The sequence below is a fragment of the Marinovum sp. J2-8 genome (assembly GCF_055808435.1).
Map to the genome: position 1 here is coordinate 414,602 of NZ_JBVVRZ010000004.1, position 19,522 is coordinate 434,123.

The 19,522-nt window shown below is 60.4% G+C and carries 15 protein-coding genes and 1 pseudogene; 8 read left to right on the forward strand and 8 right to left on the reverse strand.

Features of this window, described 5'->3' with window-relative positions; translation table 11 throughout:
- Positions 1 to 699: 699 nt before the first annotated feature.
- Positions 700 to 1,731: a YeiH family protein gene (locus tag AC0L4F_RS14950; protein ID WP_244689610.1), complete on the reverse strand. Its 1,032-nt coding sequence runs from the start codon at positions 1,729 to 1,731 to the stop codon at positions 700 to 702.
- 107 nt (positions 1,732 to 1,838) lie between these two features.
- Here AC0L4F_RS14950 and AC0L4F_RS14955 point away from each other — a divergent pair, with 107 nt between their 5' ends.
- Positions 1,839 to 2,720: a LysR family transcriptional regulator gene (locus AC0L4F_RS14955; RefSeq protein WP_244689613.1), complete on the forward strand. Its 882-nt coding sequence runs from the start codon at positions 1,839 to 1,841 to the stop codon at positions 2,718 to 2,720.
- Here the strand turns inward: AC0L4F_RS14955 and AC0L4F_RS14960 are convergent.
- Positions 2,717 to 3,478 (reverse strand): GntR family transcriptional regulator, encoded by a 762-nt coding sequence (locus tag AC0L4F_RS14960; protein WP_244689615.1) that lies wholly within the window; start codon positions 3,476 to 3,478, stop codon positions 2,717 to 2,719. The genes AC0L4F_RS14955 and AC0L4F_RS14960 overlap by 4 nt on opposite strands.
- Positions 3,479 to 3,615: 137 nt before the next feature.
- Here AC0L4F_RS14960 and AC0L4F_RS14965 point away from each other — a divergent pair, with 137 nt between their 5' ends.
- The 7 genes and pseudogenes from AC0L4F_RS14965 (at position 3,616) to AC0L4F_RS14995 (ending at position 10,898) form a co-directional block, all read left to right on the forward strand.
- Positions 3,616 to 4,890 carry an ABC transporter substrate-binding protein gene (locus AC0L4F_RS14965; protein WP_244689618.1) on the forward strand — a complete coding sequence of 425 codons (1,275 nt, stop codon included), beginning with the start codon at positions 3,616 to 3,618 and terminating at the stop codon, positions 4,888 to 4,890.
- A gap of 68 nt (positions 4,891 to 4,958) precedes the next feature.
- On the forward strand, positions 4,959 to 5,843 hold the full coding sequence (locus AC0L4F_RS14970) for a carbohydrate ABC transporter permease (protein ID WP_244689620.1): 885 nt from the start codon (positions 4,959 to 4,961) through the stop codon (positions 5,841 to 5,843).
- Complete coding sequence (locus AC0L4F_RS14975) at positions 5,840 to 6,655, forward strand: carbohydrate ABC transporter permease (protein WP_244689623.1); 816 nt, start codon at positions 5,840 to 5,842, stop codon at positions 6,653 to 6,655. Before AC0L4F_RS14970 ends, AC0L4F_RS14975 begins: the two co-directional genes overlap by 4 nt.
- A 12-nt stretch (positions 6,656 to 6,667) precedes the next feature.
- Positions 6,668 to 7,723 (forward strand): ABC transporter ATP-binding protein, encoded by a 1,056-nt coding sequence (locus AC0L4F_RS14980; protein WP_244689625.1) that lies wholly within the window; start codon positions 6,668 to 6,670, stop codon positions 7,721 to 7,723.
- A 21-nt stretch (positions 7,724 to 7,744) separates the two neighbouring features.
- The gene (locus AC0L4F_RS14985) at positions 7,745 to 8,872 is read left to right on the forward strand and encodes a cupin domain-containing protein (protein ID WP_244689627.1); all 1,128 of its coding nucleotides are present in this window, start codon (positions 7,745 to 7,747) and stop codon (positions 8,870 to 8,872) included.
- Positions 8,872 to 9,668: pseudogene (locus AC0L4F_RS14990) on the forward strand (HpcH/HpaI aldolase family protein). Before AC0L4F_RS14985 ends, AC0L4F_RS14990 begins: the two are co-directional and overlap by 1 nt.
- Before the next feature lie 300 nt (positions 9,669 to 9,968).
- Complete coding sequence (locus AC0L4F_RS14995) at positions 9,969 to 10,898, forward strand: LysR family transcriptional regulator (protein ID WP_244689629.1); 930 nt, start codon at positions 9,969 to 9,971, stop codon at positions 10,896 to 10,898.
- On the opposite strand, the gene AC0L4F_RS15000 is transcribed toward AC0L4F_RS14995, so the two are convergent.
- The 6 genes from AC0L4F_RS15000 to lhpI form a co-directional block, all read right to left on the reverse strand.
- Positions 10,891 to 12,255 carry a lyase family protein gene (locus tag AC0L4F_RS15000; protein WP_244689631.1) on the reverse strand — a complete coding sequence of 455 codons (1,365 nt, stop codon included), beginning with the start codon at positions 12,253 to 12,255 and terminating at the stop codon, positions 10,891 to 10,893. The genes AC0L4F_RS14995 and AC0L4F_RS15000 overlap by 8 nt on opposite strands.
- An 8-nt stretch (positions 12,256 to 12,263) precedes the next feature.
- Entirely contained in the window at positions 12,264 to 14,090 is a 1,827-nt protein-coding gene (locus tag AC0L4F_RS15005) for a dipeptide ABC transporter ATP-binding protein (RefSeq protein ID WP_244689634.1), read from the reverse strand.
- The gene (locus AC0L4F_RS15010) at positions 14,087 to 15,004 is read right to left on the reverse strand and encodes an ABC transporter permease (RefSeq protein WP_244689636.1); all 918 of its coding nucleotides are present in this window, start codon (positions 15,002 to 15,004) and stop codon (positions 14,087 to 14,089) included. The genes AC0L4F_RS15005 and AC0L4F_RS15010 overlap by 4 nt, the downstream gene beginning before the upstream one ends.
- A complete protein-coding gene (locus AC0L4F_RS15015; RefSeq protein ID WP_244689638.1) occupies positions 15,001 to 15,918 on the reverse strand; it encodes an ABC transporter permease in 918 nt (305 codons plus the stop codon). Before AC0L4F_RS15015 ends, AC0L4F_RS15010 begins: the two co-directional genes overlap by 4 nt.
- Positions 15,919 to 15,974: 56 nt before the next feature.
- Positions 15,975 to 17,498, reverse strand: a complete 1,524-nt coding sequence (locus AC0L4F_RS15020) for an ABC transporter substrate-binding protein (RefSeq protein WP_244689640.1) — start codon at positions 17,496 to 17,498, stop codon at positions 15,975 to 15,977.
- Between the two features lie 249 nt (positions 17,499 to 17,747).
- Complete coding sequence (lhpI, locus tag AC0L4F_RS15025) at positions 17,748 to 19,424, reverse strand: cis-3-hydroxy-L-proline dehydratase (protein WP_244689642.1); 1,677 nt, start codon at positions 19,422 to 19,424, stop codon at positions 17,748 to 17,750.
- Positions 19,425 to 19,522 lie beyond the last annotated feature (98 nt).

Consider the following 19,522-nt stretch of genomic DNA (forward strand, 5'->3'; position numbering starts at 1 on the left):
CGCAGAGGAATGAATTGGAAGGTAGGTGCATTTTCATGAAATGGTTACAAATTAGGCGGAAAAATATGGAAATGCCGATCTTTTTGACGCTCGTCTGTCATTGCGCAGCAATCTCTGATGGTTTGTCCGGCAACTATAAATTGTATTCGGCAAAGCGATTTGTGCGGAAACCTGTGATTTGAATCACATTTTCACTTGTTGTTTCCCCAAAGATGGACGCTTAGCGCCGTTTTATGCGCTAACAGATCAAAATTTTGCTGTATGGGGGGTCGTAACTGGCAGTTACGGCGGGGTCGCCATGCCCCGCGACAGGTCGCGTAGCGTTCCGGGATTGGCCCGGAAGACGTGCAAGTGCCCCGCCGGTTCACCTGAGCGGGTCTGCGTAATTAGTAATTTTGATTTATAAATGGGGGTGAGGCGTGCGGCGCCACATCTGACCTGTGCCTGGAAAGACATGTTGGTCTATTTAAAGCTAAGTGTATGTGATAAGGTAAAAGTCACACGTATAATGCGCGCGTATTTCTTTTAATGTTTGAGTGAATTGATTAGATATGATTTTGACCCCAATTGGGGCTTGGTTCGCCGCCAATTGTGAAATTAAAGTGCGGTAAATAATTCGATGAGGTCGCAACTCTAATTAATGGAGTGCCAAATAAAATTGAGAAATGCGCTTTAATAAATGGGTCAACTCATTTCCCATCACATCAAAAGAACCCAAGCCAGAACCGAAATAAACAGCCAGCCAAACGCGCCGAGGAGAAGCGGGCGGAGGCCCTTTTCCTTCAGTTTACGGAAATCTGTCTCCAGGCCCATAGCGGCCAACGCGATTGTGAGCATGATTGTTGTGCCGGAAACCGTCACCTCACGGATCGGTGCGGGCAGGGGCGCAAAGGTGTTGATCACAACCACGGCGATAAATCCAAAGACAAACCAGGGAAGGGGTGCTGCGGCTTTTTCGTCTTGGCCACCGTGGCGCGCAGCAAGCGCACCAAGCACCAGGATCAGCGGCGCCAACAGGGCAACCCGTGTGAGTTTGGCCACGGTTCCGAGCTGGCCGGCCTCTTGCCCGTTTTGAAACGCGGCGCCGGTCACCTGGGCAACCTCGTGAACCGAGGCCCCAACCCAGAGCCCGTAATGTGCGTCACTCATCGCAAGCCATTGCGCCAGATGGGGAAACAGCACCATTGAAAGCGATCCGAACACGGTTACACAGGCAATGGCATAGGCCGCATCTTCGTCGGTTCCGCGCACAACGGTATTCGCGGCCACAACAGCAGAGGCCCCACAAACAGAGGTCCCGACCGCAATCAATGCCGTCAGCCCGTCGTCGACCCCAAGCAGCCGGCCCACCAGTTTGATTGCGACAAAGGACGCAATCAGCGTCACCGCAACCGCCCCGAACCCGGTAAGCCCGATGGCGGCAAGCTGATCGAGTGAAAGCTGAAAGCCAAGCAGCACAATCGCGCAGCGCAGGATGCGGCGCAGCGAGAATTTGACGCCATCAACGAGCCGGACGTTCATCCCCAGGCTGTTCCGGATCGCAATGCCAAACACCATGGCCAACATAAGCGGGCTGAGCGCCTTGAGGCCGGTCAGCCCCTGCACGGCCATGGCCGCAAGCGCGATCCCCATGCACAGCGCCAGTCCGGGCAGAATGGCAAATGCTGCGGGCAACAGGCCGCTGAAACGCGGGCGAACGGCAATTTTCGTGTGGGAAATCGTGTCAGTCATGTGCGGGGGACGTCCAGGTTCAGTAATTTCCTTCAGGGTTCCATGTTCCGCTTGACCATTCCATCGAATTATATTGATTGTATTCATCGACAAAATAGATTGATCGCATGACACTTGAACAACTTCGGATTTTTCTGGCCGTCGCCGAAGGGCAGCATGTCACCCGCGCGGCCAAGCGGTTGGGCCTGAGCCAATCCGCCGTGAGCGCCGCCATCGCGGCGCTTGAGACGCGCCATGCGGTGCAATTGTTTGACCGGGTGGGGCGGCGTATCGTGCTGACAGAGGTCGGCAATGCCTTCCTGCGCGAAGCTCAGGCGGTGCTGGCCCAGGCGGAAACCGCGGAATTGATGCTCGAGGATTTTTCCTCTACCCCGCGCGGGCGATTGCGCATTCATGCCAGCCAGACCGTGGCGAGTTATTGGCTGCCGTCGCGGTTGGTGGCGTTGCACGACAAATACCCCAAGATCGCGGTGGAGATGTCGATTGGCAACACGGCGCAGGTGGCGGATGCGGTCCAGGATGGGCGCGCCGACCTTGGGTTGATCGAAGGCGAGGTCACGCATCTGGCCTTGCGTCGTCAGGTCGTGGTCAGGGATTCGCTTTGTTTGATCATGGCGCCGGATCATCCGCGGGCGAAGCAGGCGACGCTCGATCCGGCAGAATACATGACCGAAGACTGGATCTTGCGCGAACAAGGCTCCGGCACGCGATCAGAGTTCGAAGCGGTGCTGGAGGCGCATGCGCTTGGGGTGCAAAATTTGTCGATCGCATTGGAACTGCCGTCCAATGAGGCCGTGATCGCCGCCGTTGCATCGGGGCGGTATTTCAGCGTGTTGTCACAGCGCGCCGTGGTCGCATCAGAGGCGGCTGGCTGGATCATAACCCGCCCGGTGCCGCATCCCAGCCGGCCTTTTGCGGTTCTGACCCATCCCGATCGCCATCGGACCCATGCCATGCGCGTGATGCTTGATATTCTTGCCCCCGGTTAACGGGTCCGCAGTTTTTTGAGCCCGGCATACTGGTTCCGGTGGTCTGAACCGGTTTTCTGATCGGGGCGCGGCGCGCGCGATGCGGTTTTCGGGTTTTCAGCTTTGCCCGTCGCCAACCCTGCGGCGGCAAAGCGGCGTTCATACAGGCTGCGATAGGCTTCGGCCGAGGCCGGAAGATGTGCCCGAACGCTGGCTTCGTAGATGTCCGAGGATGTGCCGCGCAGCGCCTCGATGATGGCGAGATGCTGTTCCACGATGACCCGCATATGCTGTTTGTCATCGTATTTCACCACCCGGATCGGCTGTGCCATGCGGGCGTGTTTTGCGATCAGTTCCGCCAGTCTCGGGTTTGTGCAGCAGCTGTATTGAAGCTCGTGGAACTGCTGGTTCAGGTCATAAACCTCGCGGAATGCGCCGCGCTCCACCGCTGCACTGTGCCGCTGTGTAAGGTCGTCAAGCTGGCTTGTGACCTCGGGCGGGGCGGGCAGGGGCGTGCGCCGCGCCGCCGCGCATTCCAGCGCGATCCGCAGATCATAAAGCGTGTCGACCTCATCCGGTGTAAAGTCGACAACCTCGACCCCACGGCGGGGGCGATGCACGAGCAGGCCCTGATTTTCCAGCTCGGCAAAGGCGTGACGCACGGCATGCCGTTTGGCGTCGTAATGTTCCATGACGCTGTCTTCGGTGATCCGCGTTCCGGGGGGGTAAACCCCAAAAATAATATCGTTTTCCAAGTCCGCCTGAAGGGATGTCGGCATTGTATCTGGCCTCGTAATGGTCCGCACGATCCTAGGCTGTGTGGCGATTTTCATCAACAATAATCTTATTGATAATCTTATTGACCAAATTATTACCCATTTGTATGGTCACATTTGTTTCAACTCGGGAGGTTCACATGAAACGATTTACCAGCGCGATTGCCATCGCCGCGGCGCTAATTGCATCAGGCGCCAGCGCCTGGGAGGCCAGCCCAGGCAAACCCCATGACGGCAAAACGGTTCATGTGTTGGCGGTGAAATCCAGCCAGTTCGAGGCGCATGAAGCGCGGCTCGCCGCCTTTGAAGAGGCGACCGGAATTGATGTGGTCTATGACTATGTGCCCTTTCCCAACATGAAAGAGGCGCTGACCACAGAGATGGTTGCCGGTGGTGATTACGACGTGGTGTCGATCATGGACCAATGGGTGCCCTCGTTGCAGATGCTGGTGCAGCCGATCGAAGACGAGATCGCGGCGCAGGGTGTTGACCTTGGGGATTTTCCCGCCGCGCATTTGCGTCATGGACGGGTGAACGGCGCGTTGGTGGGTTTGCCGGTGCGCGGCCACGTGCAGCTGCTGTTTTATCGCAAGGATCTGCTGGCACAGGCCGGGGTCGAAGCGCCCTCGACATGGGACGAGGTGGTGAGTGCAGCCAAAGCGGTGCAGGGGGCGACCGACGCCTCCGGGATCGCATTGCCCTATGGCAAGTTGAACGGCCAGAACCTGATGGTCTGGATCAACCTGCTTTGGGGTCACGGTGGCGATCTGTTTGATGAAAACGGCGACCCGGCCTTCATCTCTGATGCGGGTATCGCCGCGACGGAGCAATATGTCAGCCTGCTGCGGGACGAAAAGATTGCCCCGGCGGGATCGGCCACCTTTGTCGAACAGGATGCGGTCAACAGCTTCAAACAGGGCAATTCAGCCATGCTGCCCGTGTGGTGGTGGGTGCGCTCGCAGCTTTCCGACCCCGAGCAATCCAAACTGACCGCCGATCAGATCGGGTTTACCTCGCTGCCGTCGGTGGGGGATGCGGACAAGACGACCTTTACCAACACCTGGATCTTTGCCGTGACCCAGGGCGCCGACAGCAAGGATGCCGCGGCGGAATACCTTGGCTGGCTGACAGATCCGGCGCTGGAACGCGAGGTGCTGCTTGACGAAAACCTGAGCGAGGTTGTCGCGGTGCATTTTTCCAACCTGCGCGACGAAGAGGTCAACGCGCGTTGGGGCGGGATGCATTCCGCCGCTGCCGATGCTTTGGCCACGGCGGCGGGTATGGATTTCGGTGACAACTGGCCGCGGATTTCCGAAATCATCGAAACCGCGATTTCCAGCCTTGCCAGCGGCGAAGAGACCGACACCGCCACGGCGCTGAACCACGCGGCCGAGGAAATCCGGCGCATTCGCTGATCCCCGGTGTTCGGTGCGCCCCGTATCGCGGGGCGCGTGCCACGTTTCCCTATCAACAGAGGTGCGCCATGCAGGACAGGTCCCTGTCTTACCTACTGCTGGTCCCGGCATTCCTGATCGTGCTGGCGACAACGCTTTATCCGCTTGCCTATTCGCTGGTCACGGCCTTTCGCGAATGGGATCTGACCAAGCAACGCCGCCCCGGTGATTTCGTCGGGGTCGATAATTTCGGATACGCCTTTTCCGAACCGGGGTTTCAGAACTCGCTCTGGGTGACCTCGGTCTTTGTGATCACAAGTGTGATCCTGACCCTGGTGATCGCCATGTCGCTGGCGCTGCTTTTGCGGCGCAAGGGGCGGATGCATACCTTTACCCGGGTGATCCTGATCCTGCCATTTGCGATCAGCCCGGCGCTGATCGGGGTCAGCTATCGTTTCATGTTCAACCCGGAATTCGGCGTCATCGCCAAGGGTCTCGGCGCGGTCTTTCCGGCGCTGGACGGCGTGCCCTGGCTGGCCAGTCCTGACCTTGCGATGGCCATTCTGGTGCTGACCGATGTCTGGCATTGGGCGCCCTACATGACCTTCATGTGCCTTGGCGGGTTGGCTTCTGTCCCGCGAGAGACAGAAGAGGCCGCCCGGATCGACGGGGCCTCCAACCTGCGGATCATATTCGGCATCGTGCTGCCGCAGATGAAAGGCGTGCTGCTGGTGGTGGCGGTGCTGAAGACGATCTTTGCGCTGAAAATGTTCGATCAGGTGGTGACCCTGACCGGCGGCGGCCCCGGCACCTCGACCGAGACGCTGGCCTTCTTCATCTTCAACGTCGGCTTCAAATGGTACGACATGGGCTATGCCTCGGCATTGGCCTGGATCCTCACCGCAATCATGATGCTGATCTCTGTCTGGTATGTCCGGATGCTGCTCAGCGAAAGAAAGATGGCCACGGCATGAGAAAAACCGTTTTCTGGTGGGTCGAGCGCGGATTGCTGCTGCTGATTTCCACCATTGTCCTCTTCCCCATCGCCTGGATGTTCCTGACCGCGTTCAAACGTCCGCGCGATGCCTATTCCCTGTCGTTGGATTTCAGCCCGACGCTGTCGAACTTTGTCACCGTGTTTTCCGATCCCTGGAACCTCGGCGATATGGTGCTGAATTCGGTGATTGTGGCATCGGTGACGGTGCTGATCGCGGTGCCCTGTGCCGCGCTTGCAGCCTATTCGTTTTCGCGGTTCCGGGTGCGGGGGCGCAAGTTCCTGTTCTTTCTGATCCTGTCGACCCAGTTCATTCCGGCGGTGGTGATCGTGCTGCCCTTCTTCCTGATGTTCCGGTCGCTGGGCTTGCTTGATACGCGACTTGCGCTGATCGTGGTCAATCTGGCCATTGTGACTCCGTTTGTGATCTGGATGATCAAGGGGTTCATCGACGCGATCCCGACCGACAGTGAGGAAGCGGCGATGATCGACGGGGCCTCGCGCCTCAGGGTGATCAAGGACATCGTGCTGCCAATGGCGGCGCCGGGCATCCTGACCTCGTCGATCTTCTGTTTCATCCTGACCTGGAACGAGTTCCTCTTTGCGCTGATCCTGACGCGCCGCGATGCCGTCACGCTGCCGGTGGGGTTGGTCAGTTTCCGCACCGAACGCGGCGATCTGTGGGAGCTGATGAGCGCCGCCGGGGTCATGATCACGGTGCCGATCTTCATCATGGCGCTGCTTATCCAGAAACATTTCACGCGCGGCATGACCGCTGGCGCAGTCAAATAGGGGGCCCGGGATATGGCCGAAGTACAACTCGTCGACGTGGAAAAACGCTATGGTTCCTTCCTCGCCGTGCCAAAACAGAGCCTGACCATCGAAGAGGGTGAATTCCTTGTTCTGCTGGGTCCATCGGGTTGCGGCAAGACCACGACCATGCGGATGATTGCCGGGCTGGAGGATATTACCGCGGGCGATCTGATGATTGCGGGCGAACGTGCCAACGACAAACCGCCCAAGGACCGTGACATCGCCATGGTGTTTCAAAACTACGGGCTTTATCCGCATATGACGGTGGCCGAAAACATCGGCTATCCGCTGAAGCTGCGCGGCATGGACCGCAAGACGCGTGAGGCGCGGGTGCAGGAAACCGCCGAGAAGGTCGAGCTGCAAGCCTTGCTGAAACGCCGCCCTTCGGAATTGTCCGGCGGCCAGCGCCAGCGGGTTGCGCTGGCCCGGGCCATCGTGCGCACGCCCAAGATCTTTCTGATGGACGAGCCGCTGTCGAACCTTGATGCCAAATTGCGGGTGACCATGCGGGCCGAGCTGAAGCACCTGCATCATGAGTTGGGGGTCACCACCGTCTATGTCACCCACGACCAGATGGAGGCGATGACGCTGGCATCCCGCGTCGCGATCATGCGCGAAGGCCGGATCGTGCAGCTGGATACGCCCAAGAAGATCTATTCCGAACCCGCCGACCTGTTTGTCGCGGGCTTTATCGGCTCGCCTTCGATGAACCTTGTCGAAGGCCGGATCACCGGTGGCCGTTTTGAGGCACCCGGCGTGTCATTGCCGGTGGCGGGGGCTGATCGCGGCGATGTCGTGCTGGGTATTCGCCCCGAGGATCTGCAGCTGACCGATCCCGGCGCGGCGCCGATCTCGGGCAAACTTTATGCGCTGGAGCTGACCGGCGATTCCACCTTGGTCACCCTGCGCAATGGCCGGACATCGGTCTGTACCCGCGGCCCGGCGGATTTCGAAGCCCCGATCGACGCGCCCTGCACCCTGGCCCCCAAGCCCGGTGCGCGCATCCACCTGTTTGACAAACAAACCGGCCAGCGTCTCGACGCGTGACCGAACCAGAAGGACACTGAAATGCCCAGACTTTCCCAGGCCGAGGCCGACGCCCGCCACGTCAAACGTGACGATTATGTCTCCTGCACTGTCGCCTTCATCGACTGCAAGAAGCCCGGCTCGCATCTGAAGGAAAACTATTCCATCATCGGCCCCGGCGTGACCTCGTCCGATGAACAGGTGATCAACCTGCCCGAACCGCATGGGTTCAACATCGGTGCGGCGGCCATGCCCAACGGCATCACCAACAACCTGCATGTGCACTTCACCGCCGAGGTGTTCATCGTGCAAAAGGGTGAATGGACCTTCCGTTGGGGCGCGCAAGGCGAGAATGAGTTCATTGGCCGCGAGGGCGACATTCTTTCGGTGCCGACCTGGATTTTTCGTGGCTTTACCAACACCGGGCCGGATGACGGCTGGCTGTTTACCGCATTGGGCGGCGACAACACCGGCGGCGTGATTTTCCACCCCGACATTATCCGCGAGGCGGCGTTTTACGGGCTTTATATCTCGAACGACAACACGCTGATTGATACCTCTCGCGGTGACAAGGTGCCGAGCGAAGACGCGCGCATTGCGCCGATGCCCGACGAGGACGTTGCCCAACTTCGGGTCGTTTCACCCGAAGAGATGCGCCGCCGCGTCGTGACCGAAGGCGACCGGGATTTCCGGCCTGCCTTTGTTGACGCCCAGCTGCCCGGATGCGGGGCCGAGATCGCGCCGGTGATCGGATTTGGTCTGACGCAGAACCGCGATCACGCCGCCCCGGTCACCAATCCGCACGGCTTTTCGGTGGAATGGCTGCGGCTTGCGGCGGGCGCACAGGTCAGCCCGTTCACCCTGTCGGAAAAGATGGTGCTCATCGTCCGCTCCGGTCAAATCCGGCTGACCTTGAATGAAGAGGCCGATGTGACGGTTGATCTGGCCGCGCGCGACACCTATTCCATTCCGGCGGATGCGGTTCGCACGATCAAGGCAATTGGCGACACCCCGGCCGAGGTGTTGGTGGTTGTGTCCGGCGATCATCGCAAGCACCCGGTTTTTGCGGACGACATAATTGCGGCCGCGCGTGCCGGCGGGCTTGCGCTTGACGCTGGCGGATATGTGGCCAATGCGGCCCTTTTACCAGATTACAGGAGAGCAGGATAATGCGCAGCAATACAATCAAGACGCGGTTGGCCGCAGGTGAGACCGTGGTGAACGGGTGGCTTTCCATCGGGTCAACCTATTCCGCCGAAGGTGTCGGGCATTCCGGCGTCGATTCCGTCACCGTCGATCTGCAACACGGTATGTTGAGCTTTCAGGAGGCGCTGCACATGTTGCAGGCGCTGTCCTCTACCCCGGCCATTCCGCTGGTGCGGGTGCCGGATCTTGACCCGGCCCAGATCATGCATCTGCTTGACGCAGGCGCTTATGGCATCATCTGCCCGATGATCTCGACCCGGAAGAGGCCGAGGCGCTGGTGTCGGCCTGCCGCTATCCGCCTTTTGGTACCCGCAGTTTCGGGCCGTCGCGCGGTTTGCTCTATGGTGGCAAGGATTATGTCGCTGAGGCCAACGATACCGTGATGGTCATCCCGATGATCGAAACCGCCGAAGCCGTTGACCGGATTGACGATATCCTCGCGGTTGAGGGCGTCGACATGGTCTATATTGGGCCCAATGACCTGGCCTTTGCGGTTGATGGCCATGTGGGGTTCCCGCGCCCGAAATCAGAGGCGGCGATAACCAAGATCGTAGCCAGTGCAAAACGGCATGGCACCCCGGTGGGCATCTTCTGTTCGGATGCCAACGACGCCCGCGCCCGCCGCGATCAGGGCTGTGCGCTGGTGACACCGGGCAATGACTTTGCCCATCTGACGCGCAGCGTGGCGGCGGCGGTTGCCGCATTGTCCGACGAAGAAGATGCGGCGGGGGCACAGGATCAGCCCGGCACCGGATATTGACCTGACGCCCGTGATCTTGCGGCCGGCTTTGGGGTCAGACCCCCGGTCGGCTGCGTCTGCGGCTGCGGCTGGTGCGCGTGAAACTGGCCGCGTGCGATGCGGCGGCGTGCCGTGGCGGGCGCGCCAATCCTGTGATTTGGGACCAAAATTCATGTGGCAAGATCGGTTTTCAGGAACCGATCACAATCGGGCGGCCGGGGCAAAGCGCATCACGCGATGAAGGGGGGCAGACCCGGTTGAACATTTGACCGAAACCCGGTTTTGCTGTCTTATGTTGCAAAATTCACAACTGTTGGACCTATGTATCTGCGCGGCTTGCAACTCTTTCGGGACATCGTTGTCACCGGCACCCTGGCCGAGGCCGCGAGCCGGGCCAATATGTCAAATTCCGCTGCCAGTCGGCTGCTGACACAGCTTGAGTATCAGCTGGGGCTGACGCTTTTTTCGCGCACGCGGCGGGCGTTGGAATTGACCGAACACGGCATCCTTTTTTACCACCAGATCTCGAACACGCTGGACGGGTTGACGCAGATTCCCAATATCGCGCGTGAGGTGGCCAACAGAAGCAACCGCACCCTGTCGATTGTGGCCGCCGCGCCGATTGCAAACGGGCTTGTCGTGCCGCCACTGGCGCGGCTGGACGGCGATGGCATCAGCTATGACGTCAATATCCATGTGGAAAGCCGCTTTGATATCGAAAGCAAGGTTGGCGGCGGCGGCTATGACATTGGCCTGATCTCCTTGCCGGTGGAAAACGAAATCGTGCCGCTGGATGTGCTGCCGTTGCTGCGCACGCGGCTGTGTGTGTTGACGCCTGCCGACCATCCCTTTGCCGCTTTGGACGAGGTGCCGGTCGATCGTTTGGCGGGTGAGAAATTCGTGACCCTGACAGCCGGTCAGCGCTGGCGCTTGCGGCTGGATAAGGTGATGGGCAAGGCCGGGCATCGCCCCGACATCGCCTTTCAAACCGGGTCGTCGCTGGTCACCATGGAAATGGTGCGCAACGGCATCGGCATCACCCTGGCCGATATCGTCTTTGCGCCGGATGTGTCGCAGAAAAACGAGGTGTTGCGCCCGATCGAGGGCAACACTTGGATCACCTATGCCGCCGTTTTTGCCAAAGGGTCACGCGCCGCCCTGACAGAGCCGTTCCTGAATGCGCTTGGCGCGCATGTCGAACAACAAAGGGCGGCGCATGCTCAGGTCGCCGATTTGATGACCCTTATCTAGGCGTCGCAAGCTGGCGGGCCAGCGATCGGGCCATGGCCGCAGCCTCGGTTGCGATACGTTCGCTGTCGCCACAATATTCGGCGGGATCAAGCGCTTGTCGGATTTCATCCACCGTCAGATGGGTCGACACCTCTGGGTCGTTCTGCATGATCTCGGCCACGGTTGACGTGGGCGAGGGGCGTGCATCCAGCGCGTGGTGCACCACATCATGGGCCTGGGCGCGCCCGATCTTGGGGGCCAGTTTCATCATCAGATGTTCGGTGGCAATGGCCCCGCCGGTGAGATGCACGTTGCTTTCCATCCGGTCGACATCAACCGAAAGCCGCCCCAAGAGCGTTTTGAAACTGTCCGTCATCCGCCAGGCCAATGGCACCGCATCGTCCAGCAACGCGCTGAGCAATTGGTTCACGGCGGCGTCGCCTTCGTGGCTGGTGCGCCCGGTTTCCAGCGCCATGCCCGACAGATTGCGCAGCTGCGATGCTTCGGCCAGCACCTGAACCACGAATTTCGGATTGATCTTGTGCGGCATGGTCGACGATCCGATTGTGCCCTGGTCAAGCCGCTCGGCCAGCTCGCCAATCTCCTGGGTCATGAGACCGTAGATCTCGCTGGCAATCCGATCCACCGTCATCGCCAACAGACAGAGCTGCACCACATAATCGGCAAAGATGTCATTGATGGCGCGGCCGGGCACAAGCATGTCCTGCAAACCAAAGCGCGCCGCAAGACGATGCTGAAGATCCTTTCCCTCAGCCCCAAAGGCATGAAAGGCCCCCACAGCGCCACCAAAGGGCAGCGACGACAGCCGCTGTATTCCGCCATCCAGCCGCTGGACGGCGCGGCCCAGCTCTTCGATCCAGCCGGCAACCTTGAAGCCAAAGGTGATCGGCAGGGCATGTTGCCGGTTGGTCCGGCCCGCCATCAGCGTGGCAGAATGGTTCTCTGCCAGCAGAGCAAGATGCTGCAACGTGGCCTCCAGATTGATGCGAATGGCCTTGTCGGCCTCGCGCATCAAAAGAATGCGCCCGGTCTGGGTGATGTTCTGGGTTGTGGCGCCCCAATGCACATAATCGCCCGCCTTGCCCGCAGCTTCGGCCAGCAACCGGGTCAGCGACAGGACCGGCGCCATGGTCATGCGCGCATGGGCCGCCATTGTTTCGGCGCCAATATTTTCCAGCTTGGCGGCCTGGCGGATCGCCTTAGCCGCCCAATCGGGAATGATGCCCATTTCGCCCTGAACCTCGGCCAGGGCCGCCTCGACATCCAACCAGGATTGCCATTTGGATTCACGGCTGAACAGGGTCTGCGGCGTCAGGGCGCCACCGGTCCAGGCAAGCGCGCCTTCTTTGGTATTCATTGACCTGTTCACTGCACGATCTCCATTTCTTCGGTCTTGGCCTCAAAGCGCGGCGCAGCAGCGACCAGCCGACGCGTATAGTCATTATTCGGCTGGCGCAGCACCTGACGCGCGGCACCTTCTTCGACCACCTGACCCTTCAGCATCACCACCACCCGGTCGGCGATTTGATGCACCACCGCCATGTCATGGGTGATGAACAGACAGGTCAGCCCCATTTCGGCTTTCAGATCATCCAGAAGGTTGAGGATCTGCGCCTGGATCGACACATCCAGAGCCGAAGTAGGTTCGTCACAGACCAGCACCTGTGGTTTGGTGACCAGCGCGCGGGCAATGGCCACCCGTTGGCGTTGCCCCCCGGACAGCTGTGAAGGATAGGCATGCAACAGCCGCAGCGGCAGGCGCACCAATTCCAGCGTGCTGCGCACCAGCGCGTCGTTTTCCGCAGCACTGCCATGCCCGGACAGTTCCAGCGGCCGGGCAATGATTTCCGCCAGCCGCCGACGCGGGTTGAGCGAGGAATAGGGGTCCTGAAACACCGGCTGGACAAAATGCGCCCGGTCCTTGACCGCGACCTCCGCCACCGGACGGCCGCCCATGAACACCGCACCCGATGTCGGGTGATCCAGCCCCAACAGGATGCGCGCCAGCGTCGATTTGCCAGAGCCGCTTTCGCCGATCAGGGCCAGGGTTTCCCCTTTGCGAAGGTCAAGCGACACATCGTCCAGCGCCCTGATGTCGCGTTTCGGGCCGAACATGCCCCGCCGCGACGTGTAAACGCGGGTGACATCGCGGGCAGACAACACCGGCTCTGTGTCTGGTTGCGGCGCGGACGCCCGCAGGGGCGTGACCGAGGTGACAATCGTTGGCGGTGTGTCCAGAACACAGCGGCACATATGCCCGCCCCCCTGGGCACGCGACGGGGGGCGTTGCGCGGTACAGGCCGCATGGGCATGGGCGCAACGGGGCGCAAAGATACAGGTGTTGGTGGCCTGCATGATCGACGGCACCAGCCCCGGAATGGCCCCAAGACGCCCCGGCGCGCCCGAGATTTGCGGAATCGCATTGAGCAGCGACTGGGTATAGGGATGCGCAGGCAGGCGCAGCACCGCCTCGGCCGGGCCCTGTTCAATCATTTCGCCGCCATACATCACCGCCACCGCATCGGTGCGTTGCGCCACGACGGCCAAATCATGCGAGATCAGGATCATGCCCATATCACGCTCGCGCCGCAAATCGTCGAGCAGATCAAGGATCTGCGCCTGCACTGTGACATCCAGCGCGGTGGTCGGTTCATCCGCAATCAGCAGCTTGGGATCAAGCATCAGCGTCATGGCGATCATCACCCGCTGGCGCTGTCCGCCCGACATCTGGTGCGGATATTGCGACATCCGCCCTTCGGGGTCGGGAATGCCAACCCGGTCCAGCAGGGCGATGGCCTTGGTCCGGGCGGCCGGGGCCGACATCATGCCACGCCAGACCGCCGCTTCAGTCATTTGCCGGCCAATTGTGTAGACCGGATTGAGCGATGTCATCGGCTCTTGAAAGATCATGCCGATCCCGGGGCCGGATATCGTTTCGGCAAAGCGGCGGTCATCCAGTGACAGCAGGTTGGTGCCGTCAAATTCGATGGCGTCGGCGGTAAAATCCCCGCTGCGGGGCAACAGCCGCATCAGCGACAGCGCCGTCATCGACTTGCCCGATCCGCTTTCGCCAACGATGCCCAGAGACCGGCCCTTTTGCAGGGTGATTGTCGTGTCGCGCACCGCACTCAGGGTGCCATGCGGCAGTTTGATGCTGACGTTGAGATTGGAAATGTTCAAAAGCGCGCTCATCCGTTGCGGCCCTCCGGGGATGTGATGTCACGAAGCCCGTCGCCCATCAGATTGGCGCCGATCACCAGCAAAAACAGGCAAATACCGGGAAGGATCACCAACCAGGGCCGAAAGAACATCGCCTGTTTGCCTTCGGCGATCATCAACCCCCAGGACGGGGTTGGCGGCTGAATCCCGACACCCAGAAACGACAGGCTCAATTCCGCAAGGATCGAGATGCCCAATTCAAAGGTGAAAATCACGATGATCTGCGGGATCAGGTTTGGCAGGATCTCATGCAGGATGATCTGTGGCGCGCTGGCACCAGAGGCCGCAGAGGCCGCCACAAAATCAAGACTGCGCAGACGTTGCGTGGCCGAACGTGTCACCACAAGGTAATAGGTCCAGTGCAACACGCCGACGATGCCGATCACAACCCAGATCGACGGGCCGATGATGAACACCAGCGCCATCGCCAGCAACAGCCCCGGCAGCGCAAGCTGGGCCGTCAGCAGGAAGCTGATGACATGATCCACCCAGCCGCCAAAATAGCCCGCCAGCACGCCAAAGGTGACGCCAATCAACAGGCCAATGGTGGCCGCGCCGATGCCGATGGTGACGGAAATCCGCGTGCCATAGATCAGCCGGCTCAGATAGTCGCGGCCGTTTTGATCGGTGCCCAGCAAATAATCCGCCGAACCGCCCTCCTGCCAGATCGGGGGCAGCATCCGGTTGGCCAGACTTTGCGCATAAGGATCATGTGGGGCCAGCAATGGGGCAAAGATCGCGATCAACACAACAAGCGTGATCAGACCTGCCCCGATCAGAAACCCGGTGTGGCCCAGCATCCGCTGGCGCAGCTCCTGCCCCGGTGACAGGCCTTCGGTTTCGGCCTGCGGCGCGGCGGTGGTCTGTGTGATTTGAACGTCGGTCATCCAATTCTAATCCTTGGGTCGAGGGCCGCGTTCAGGATGTCGGCCAAAAGGTTCATTGCCACAAAGACGATGGCAAAGACGAAAATCAGCATCTGGACCGTGGGAATGTCGGCCCCAAGAATGGATTCCAGCGCCAGACGGCCCAACCCGTTGATGGCAAAGATACTTTCTGTGATGACAGAGCCGCCGAATTTCTGGCCCAGCTGCACCGCGAGGACAGAGATCACCGGCAGGATGGCGTTGCGCAGCGCATGGCGCCGCAACAGGGCATTGCCGCGAAATCCCTTTGCGCGGGCGGTGCGGATGTAATCGGCGCCCATGACCTCGATCAGGCCGGTGCGGGTCAGACGCATCACCGCAGGCACCGACGATGCCCCCAGAACAATCGCGGGCAGCACAAAGTGATACCAGGTGTTGTCACCCGAGACCGGGAAAATCGGGATCATCACCGCGAACAGGATGATCATGATCAACCCGAGCCAGAAATTGGGAATGGCCTGGGCCGAAACCGCAACCCCCAGTGCCGCCCGGTCGATCCAGGAATTCGGGTTCAGACCGGCAAGCGCGCCCAGCGGAACCGCAATCAGGATGGTGACGAACAGCGCCGAAAGCGCAAGTGTCAGGGTCTCGTCCGCGCGGTCGGCGACCAGCTCTGCCACTGGTTTGTGCCAGTAATAGCTTTCGCCGAAATCCCCGGTCGCCACGCCGGCCAACCAGGAGAGGTATCTTTCGTAAACCGGTCGGTCGAGACCATAGCGAATGCGGATGGTTTCCACGACGTCGGGGGTGGCGTCTTCGCCTGCTATGGCCTGGGCCGGATCAGAGGCGACATTCAGCAAAAGGAAGGCGGCCAAGGACGCGGTGAAGGCGACAAGAATCGCCAACAAGCCCTTGAGTGCAATATATTTCAACATGTGATTTGGGGTCCTGTAGAAGGTCGGCGGTCAGGGATCTGGCCGCCGATAAAAGATCACTTCCAGCGTGCGTTCTGCAAACGCGGCAACCCATCGGGGCTAAGCGGAAAGTCGAGGTCCGAAGCCACAAGATAGTTTGCCGTGTATGACATCAGCGGCGCCCAATAGGCCTGATCGGCGATGCGGCCCAGGGCCTTGGTGTACAGCGCTTTGCGCTTGTCCGGGTCGGCGGTCTGTTCGGCGGCGAGGATCATTTCCGTCAGCGCGGCGTCGCGCGACAGATTGCGGTCGCCGTCGGCAAAGTGAATTCGGGCGATGGCCGCGGTATCGGCGGTCCCGCCCGATCCCCATGTCCCGAAATAGACGGGAATGTCGCGGGCCGCACGCGCCTGATTCAGGCTCTCCAGCTTGACATAGCGCAGGTTGACGTCGATCCCGACGGCGGTGAGGTTGGCGGCAATCGCCTCGGACACCGGTTTGTCGCGATAGGCCCAAAGATCCAGCGGGAACCCGTCGGGATAACCGGCCTCGGCCAGCAACGCCTTGGCCCGTTCGGGGTCATAGCCATAGCGCGTCACGCTTTGATCACAGCCGAATTGCGCCGGATGACATGCGGTGTGAATGGCCTGGGACGAGCCGCCCATCAGGTATTGGGCAATCTCTTCGGTGTTCAGCGCGTGATTGACGGCCTGGCGGACCTTGACCTTGGTCATCGGGCCTTCGGGGTCGCTCCAGCCGCCGGCATCCAGCACAAGAAAGCCGATGCGCAGGTCAGGACCGCTGAGGAAATCGACATCCGGGTGGGCATCGGCGGCGGTGGCCACATCTTCGGGCACCTTGAACACCCAGTCGATGCCGCCGGACATCATTTCCGCCTGTTGCGTGCCAATGTCGGGGATATTGCGCACCACGATCGTCTCGATCGCCGGGGCGTCCCCGAAATAGCCGTCAAACCGTTTCAGCACCAATTCGGTGCCCGGCTCAAAGCTTTCGACCCGATAGGGTCCGGTGCTGATCAGATCGCTGGCCATGGCATCACGGTTGATTTCACCACCGGCGTCATAAGTGCCCTCTTTGCGCAGCATGATGCGGCTGGACATGTCGCGCAGCACCAGCGGGTAAACCGCCGTCATATGGAACCGAACCCGGTCCGGCGCGATCACTTCGGCATTTTCCAACCAGCGTTCGACCACGCCGGTGGCGTTGGATTCACTTTCTGCGCTGCGAAGCCAGTTATAGCTATAGGCGACATCCCTGGCGGTCAGCGGGCTGGCGTCGTGGAACTGGACGTCACTGCGCAAAACCACGTCGAGCGTGGTGTCATCCACCCATTCATAGCTGGTGGCGACGGATGGCAGGACGTCCTGGGTGTCGGGATCAAATTCGAACAACTTGGCATCGGTCAGCTGTGCCAGAATGATATATTCGCGTTTGGTGGTATAATTGTAGTCGAGATTCAGGATCTCTTCGGCCATGGCAACCCGCAGGGTGTCATCTTCGGACCCGGCGAAAGCGGCCGAAGATGCCCCAAGCACCGCAGCAGACAGGACCGCGCGGCGCAAGATCTTTTGAAATTGCATAATTTTCTCCTCCCAATTGCGCCTCGTTATAGACCAGGGGCGCGTTCATATCGGGAAGAGTATCGCAGGATCGAGGTTTCAAAAATTGCGAATTCGCGGGCAATTGTTTCCCGAAACGCAACCTTGGGGGCGGGGTGCCTGATGTTGCAGCAATGGTGATGCATCGCGCGGCATCGGATAAGGGAATGCCCCTGTCAGGGTCATGCGCCTGTGCGGGCCGCGAATGTGCAAACCATCAAGGCGCGCACCTCACATCAACCAGGTCGGCACTTCCTTTGACATATGGCCGCTTTCCGCCGCTTTGGCGCAATCTTCCAGACTGCCGAAACGTACCGTTCGACCAGAAAGCCCCGGCGCGTAATGGGCGTATTTGCCGGAATTGGTCATCAGATTGCGGGCGTTTGGCGGAAAGACAGGTTCCGAGATCGAACACCAGCACAGATCTTTGACAATCTGAACGCCGGCGGCCTCCAGCACGGGCAGAAGCCCCTCAATTGTGGCTTGGGCATAGGTTTCGCGGCTGAGCGTCACGATCATTGCGGTCGCGGGCGCGCATCTGCGGCCCCGCATCAATTCGGTCAGCCGGCGGGTCTCATCAAGCGAGAAATGCGGGCTGCCAAGCGCTACAAGGTCGATCTGTGTCGGGCCGCTGTTCAGCTGTGCCCAGGCCCGGCCAAGCGCCTCTGGCGTCAATGTGCGGTGTTCGGCACCCTCTCGTGCCGGTCGGTTCCCCTCGGGCGTCACGCCCCGAATATGCAGGATCGGCATCGCGGATGTCGTTCCGAAAGCGGCGCACAGCGCCTTGAGGTCATCGGCCCCGATCTCGGCATCTTCCAGCCCCTCGATCACCGGAATCCGATCCGGCGCGGCCTGGCCCACAACCCAGCCGATCAACGGCCAGATCGCTTCGCTGTAGTGTTCCGGCAGGTCGATATGAATGCGCAGCTGCGCTTGGCGGTTCTTAGCGAGATAGACCCCCGACATAGGCGCGCGGCCGGTCATGGCCACAAAGAGATCAAAGAAATCAGGATGTTTGACACTTCGCGCGCCCAACACGCTATTGGCATAGATCACGGCGTTGGATTCCGACCATCCGATGTCCTCGCCTTCGCGCGGGCGATCATCGGCAAGGTAGGGGGCACAGGTAAACGTCGGGCTGGCGCCCATCGTGACATAGGCCGAGGCCAGCCTGCTGGCGGGTTCGCCGAAAATGGGCGGCACACCCTGCGATTGCCAATTGTCCTGATCCACAGAAATGGCATTCATGGTTGTCGGAACGGTGACCCGCGCGCCCATATCGCGGATCTTTTCGGCAAAGACGAGGTTGGCGCGCCCGGCATAGATGCAGCCGTCGATATGGGCGCGGGTGATATCGGTCAATCGTGCCGCCCCTTGCACCACGCCCATGGTGAAAATCGCCTCCATCGCAAGCTTGACCGCCTCGCCCTTGTCGCCCGCCAGCATGGCCTTGTCCGCGTCCGACATACACAGCGCGCTGGCGTCCAGCGGCGTCAATGCCAGCGTCATATCCCCGGCGATGATACTGTTCCCTTGGATTGTTGCACTGGGGTGTTCTGCCAGGCGATCATAGCTTTCGCGTGACAGGCGCAGCACGGCAACCGGGCGATCAAACATGCGCCCGGCAATAAAGGCCCCCAGCGTCAGGATGTCTTCGGGTTCATGAAACACCAAAGCGGCGGGGGCATGGCCGTTGAGAGCCAGTTCCAGCAACACGCCGCTACCGGAACAGGAACCGCGACTGGTCGGCATCATCACGATAGCCCCGGCAAGCGTGGCGCCAGCCTGGGGGTGATGGGCGTCCTGCACCACGCCGGTTGCGGCATTCACACCGCCCCAAAAACTCAGCCCTTCTGCGCATTGCAGGACAGGGCCGCCAACGTCATGCGCCACAATTATCTGATCCATCTAACCCCCTTGTCGGCGTGTTTTGCCCCGCCGACAGCGTCCAAAGTGCCAATTCCAACCGGTCGAGATCCAAAAATCCGCCCTTGTCGCGTCTTGCA

What these genes read in the sequence shown, in the direction of transcription:
- AC0L4F_RS15000 (WP_244689631.1), bottom strand. Translation starts at nt 12,255, where the DNA reads ATGAATACCAAAGAAGGCGCGCTTGCCTGGACCGGTGGCGCCCTGACG.
- AC0L4F_RS14955 (WP_244689613.1), top strand. Translation starts at nt 1,839, where the DNA reads ATGACACTTGAACAACTTCGGATTTTTCTGGCCGTCGCCGAAGGGCAG.
- AC0L4F_RS15005 (WP_244689634.1), bottom strand. Translation starts at nt 14,090, where the DNA reads ATGAGCGCGCTTTTGAACATTTCCAATCTCAACGTCAGCATCAAACTG.
- AC0L4F_RS14950 (WP_244689610.1), bottom strand. Translation starts at nt 1,731, where the DNA reads ATGACTGACACGATTTCCCACACGAAAATTGCCGTTCGCCCGCGTTTC.
- AC0L4F_RS14995 (WP_244689629.1), top strand. Translation starts at nt 9,969, where the DNA reads ATGTATCTGCGCGGCTTGCAACTCTTTCGGGACATCGTTGTCACCGGC.
- AC0L4F_RS14965 (WP_244689618.1), top strand. Translation starts at nt 3,616, where the DNA reads ATGAAACGATTTACCAGCGCGATTGCCATCGCCGCGGCGCTAATTGCA.
- AC0L4F_RS14960 (WP_244689615.1), bottom strand. Translation starts at nt 3,478, where the DNA reads ATGCCGACATCCCTTCAGGCGGACTTGGAAAACGATATTATTTTTGGG.
- lhpI (WP_244689642.1), bottom strand. Translation starts at nt 19,424, where the DNA reads ATGGATCAGATAATTGTGGCGCATGACGTTGGCGGCCCTGTCCTGCAA.
- AC0L4F_RS15020 (WP_244689640.1), bottom strand. Translation starts at nt 17,498, where the DNA reads ATGCAATTTCAAAAGATCTTGCGCCGCGCGGTCCTGTCTGCTGCGGTG.
- AC0L4F_RS14970 (WP_244689620.1), top strand. Translation starts at nt 4,959, where the DNA reads ATGCAGGACAGGTCCCTGTCTTACCTACTGCTGGTCCCGGCATTCCTG.
- AC0L4F_RS14980 (WP_244689625.1), top strand. Translation starts at nt 6,668, where the DNA reads ATGGCCGAAGTACAACTCGTCGACGTGGAAAAACGCTATGGTTCCTTC.
- AC0L4F_RS14985 (WP_244689627.1), top strand. Translation starts at nt 7,745, where the DNA reads ATGCCCAGACTTTCCCAGGCCGAGGCCGACGCCCGCCACGTCAAACGT.
- AC0L4F_RS15010 (WP_244689636.1), bottom strand. Translation starts at nt 15,004, where the DNA reads ATGACCGACGTTCAAATCACACAGACCACCGCCGCGCCGCAGGCCGAA.
- AC0L4F_RS15015 (WP_244689638.1), bottom strand. Translation starts at nt 15,918, where the DNA reads ATGTTGAAATATATTGCACTCAAGGGCTTGTTGGCGATTCTTGTCGCC.
- AC0L4F_RS14975 (WP_244689623.1), top strand. Translation starts at nt 5,840, where the DNA reads ATGAGAAAAACCGTTTTCTGGTGGGTCGAGCGCGGATTGCTGCTGCTG.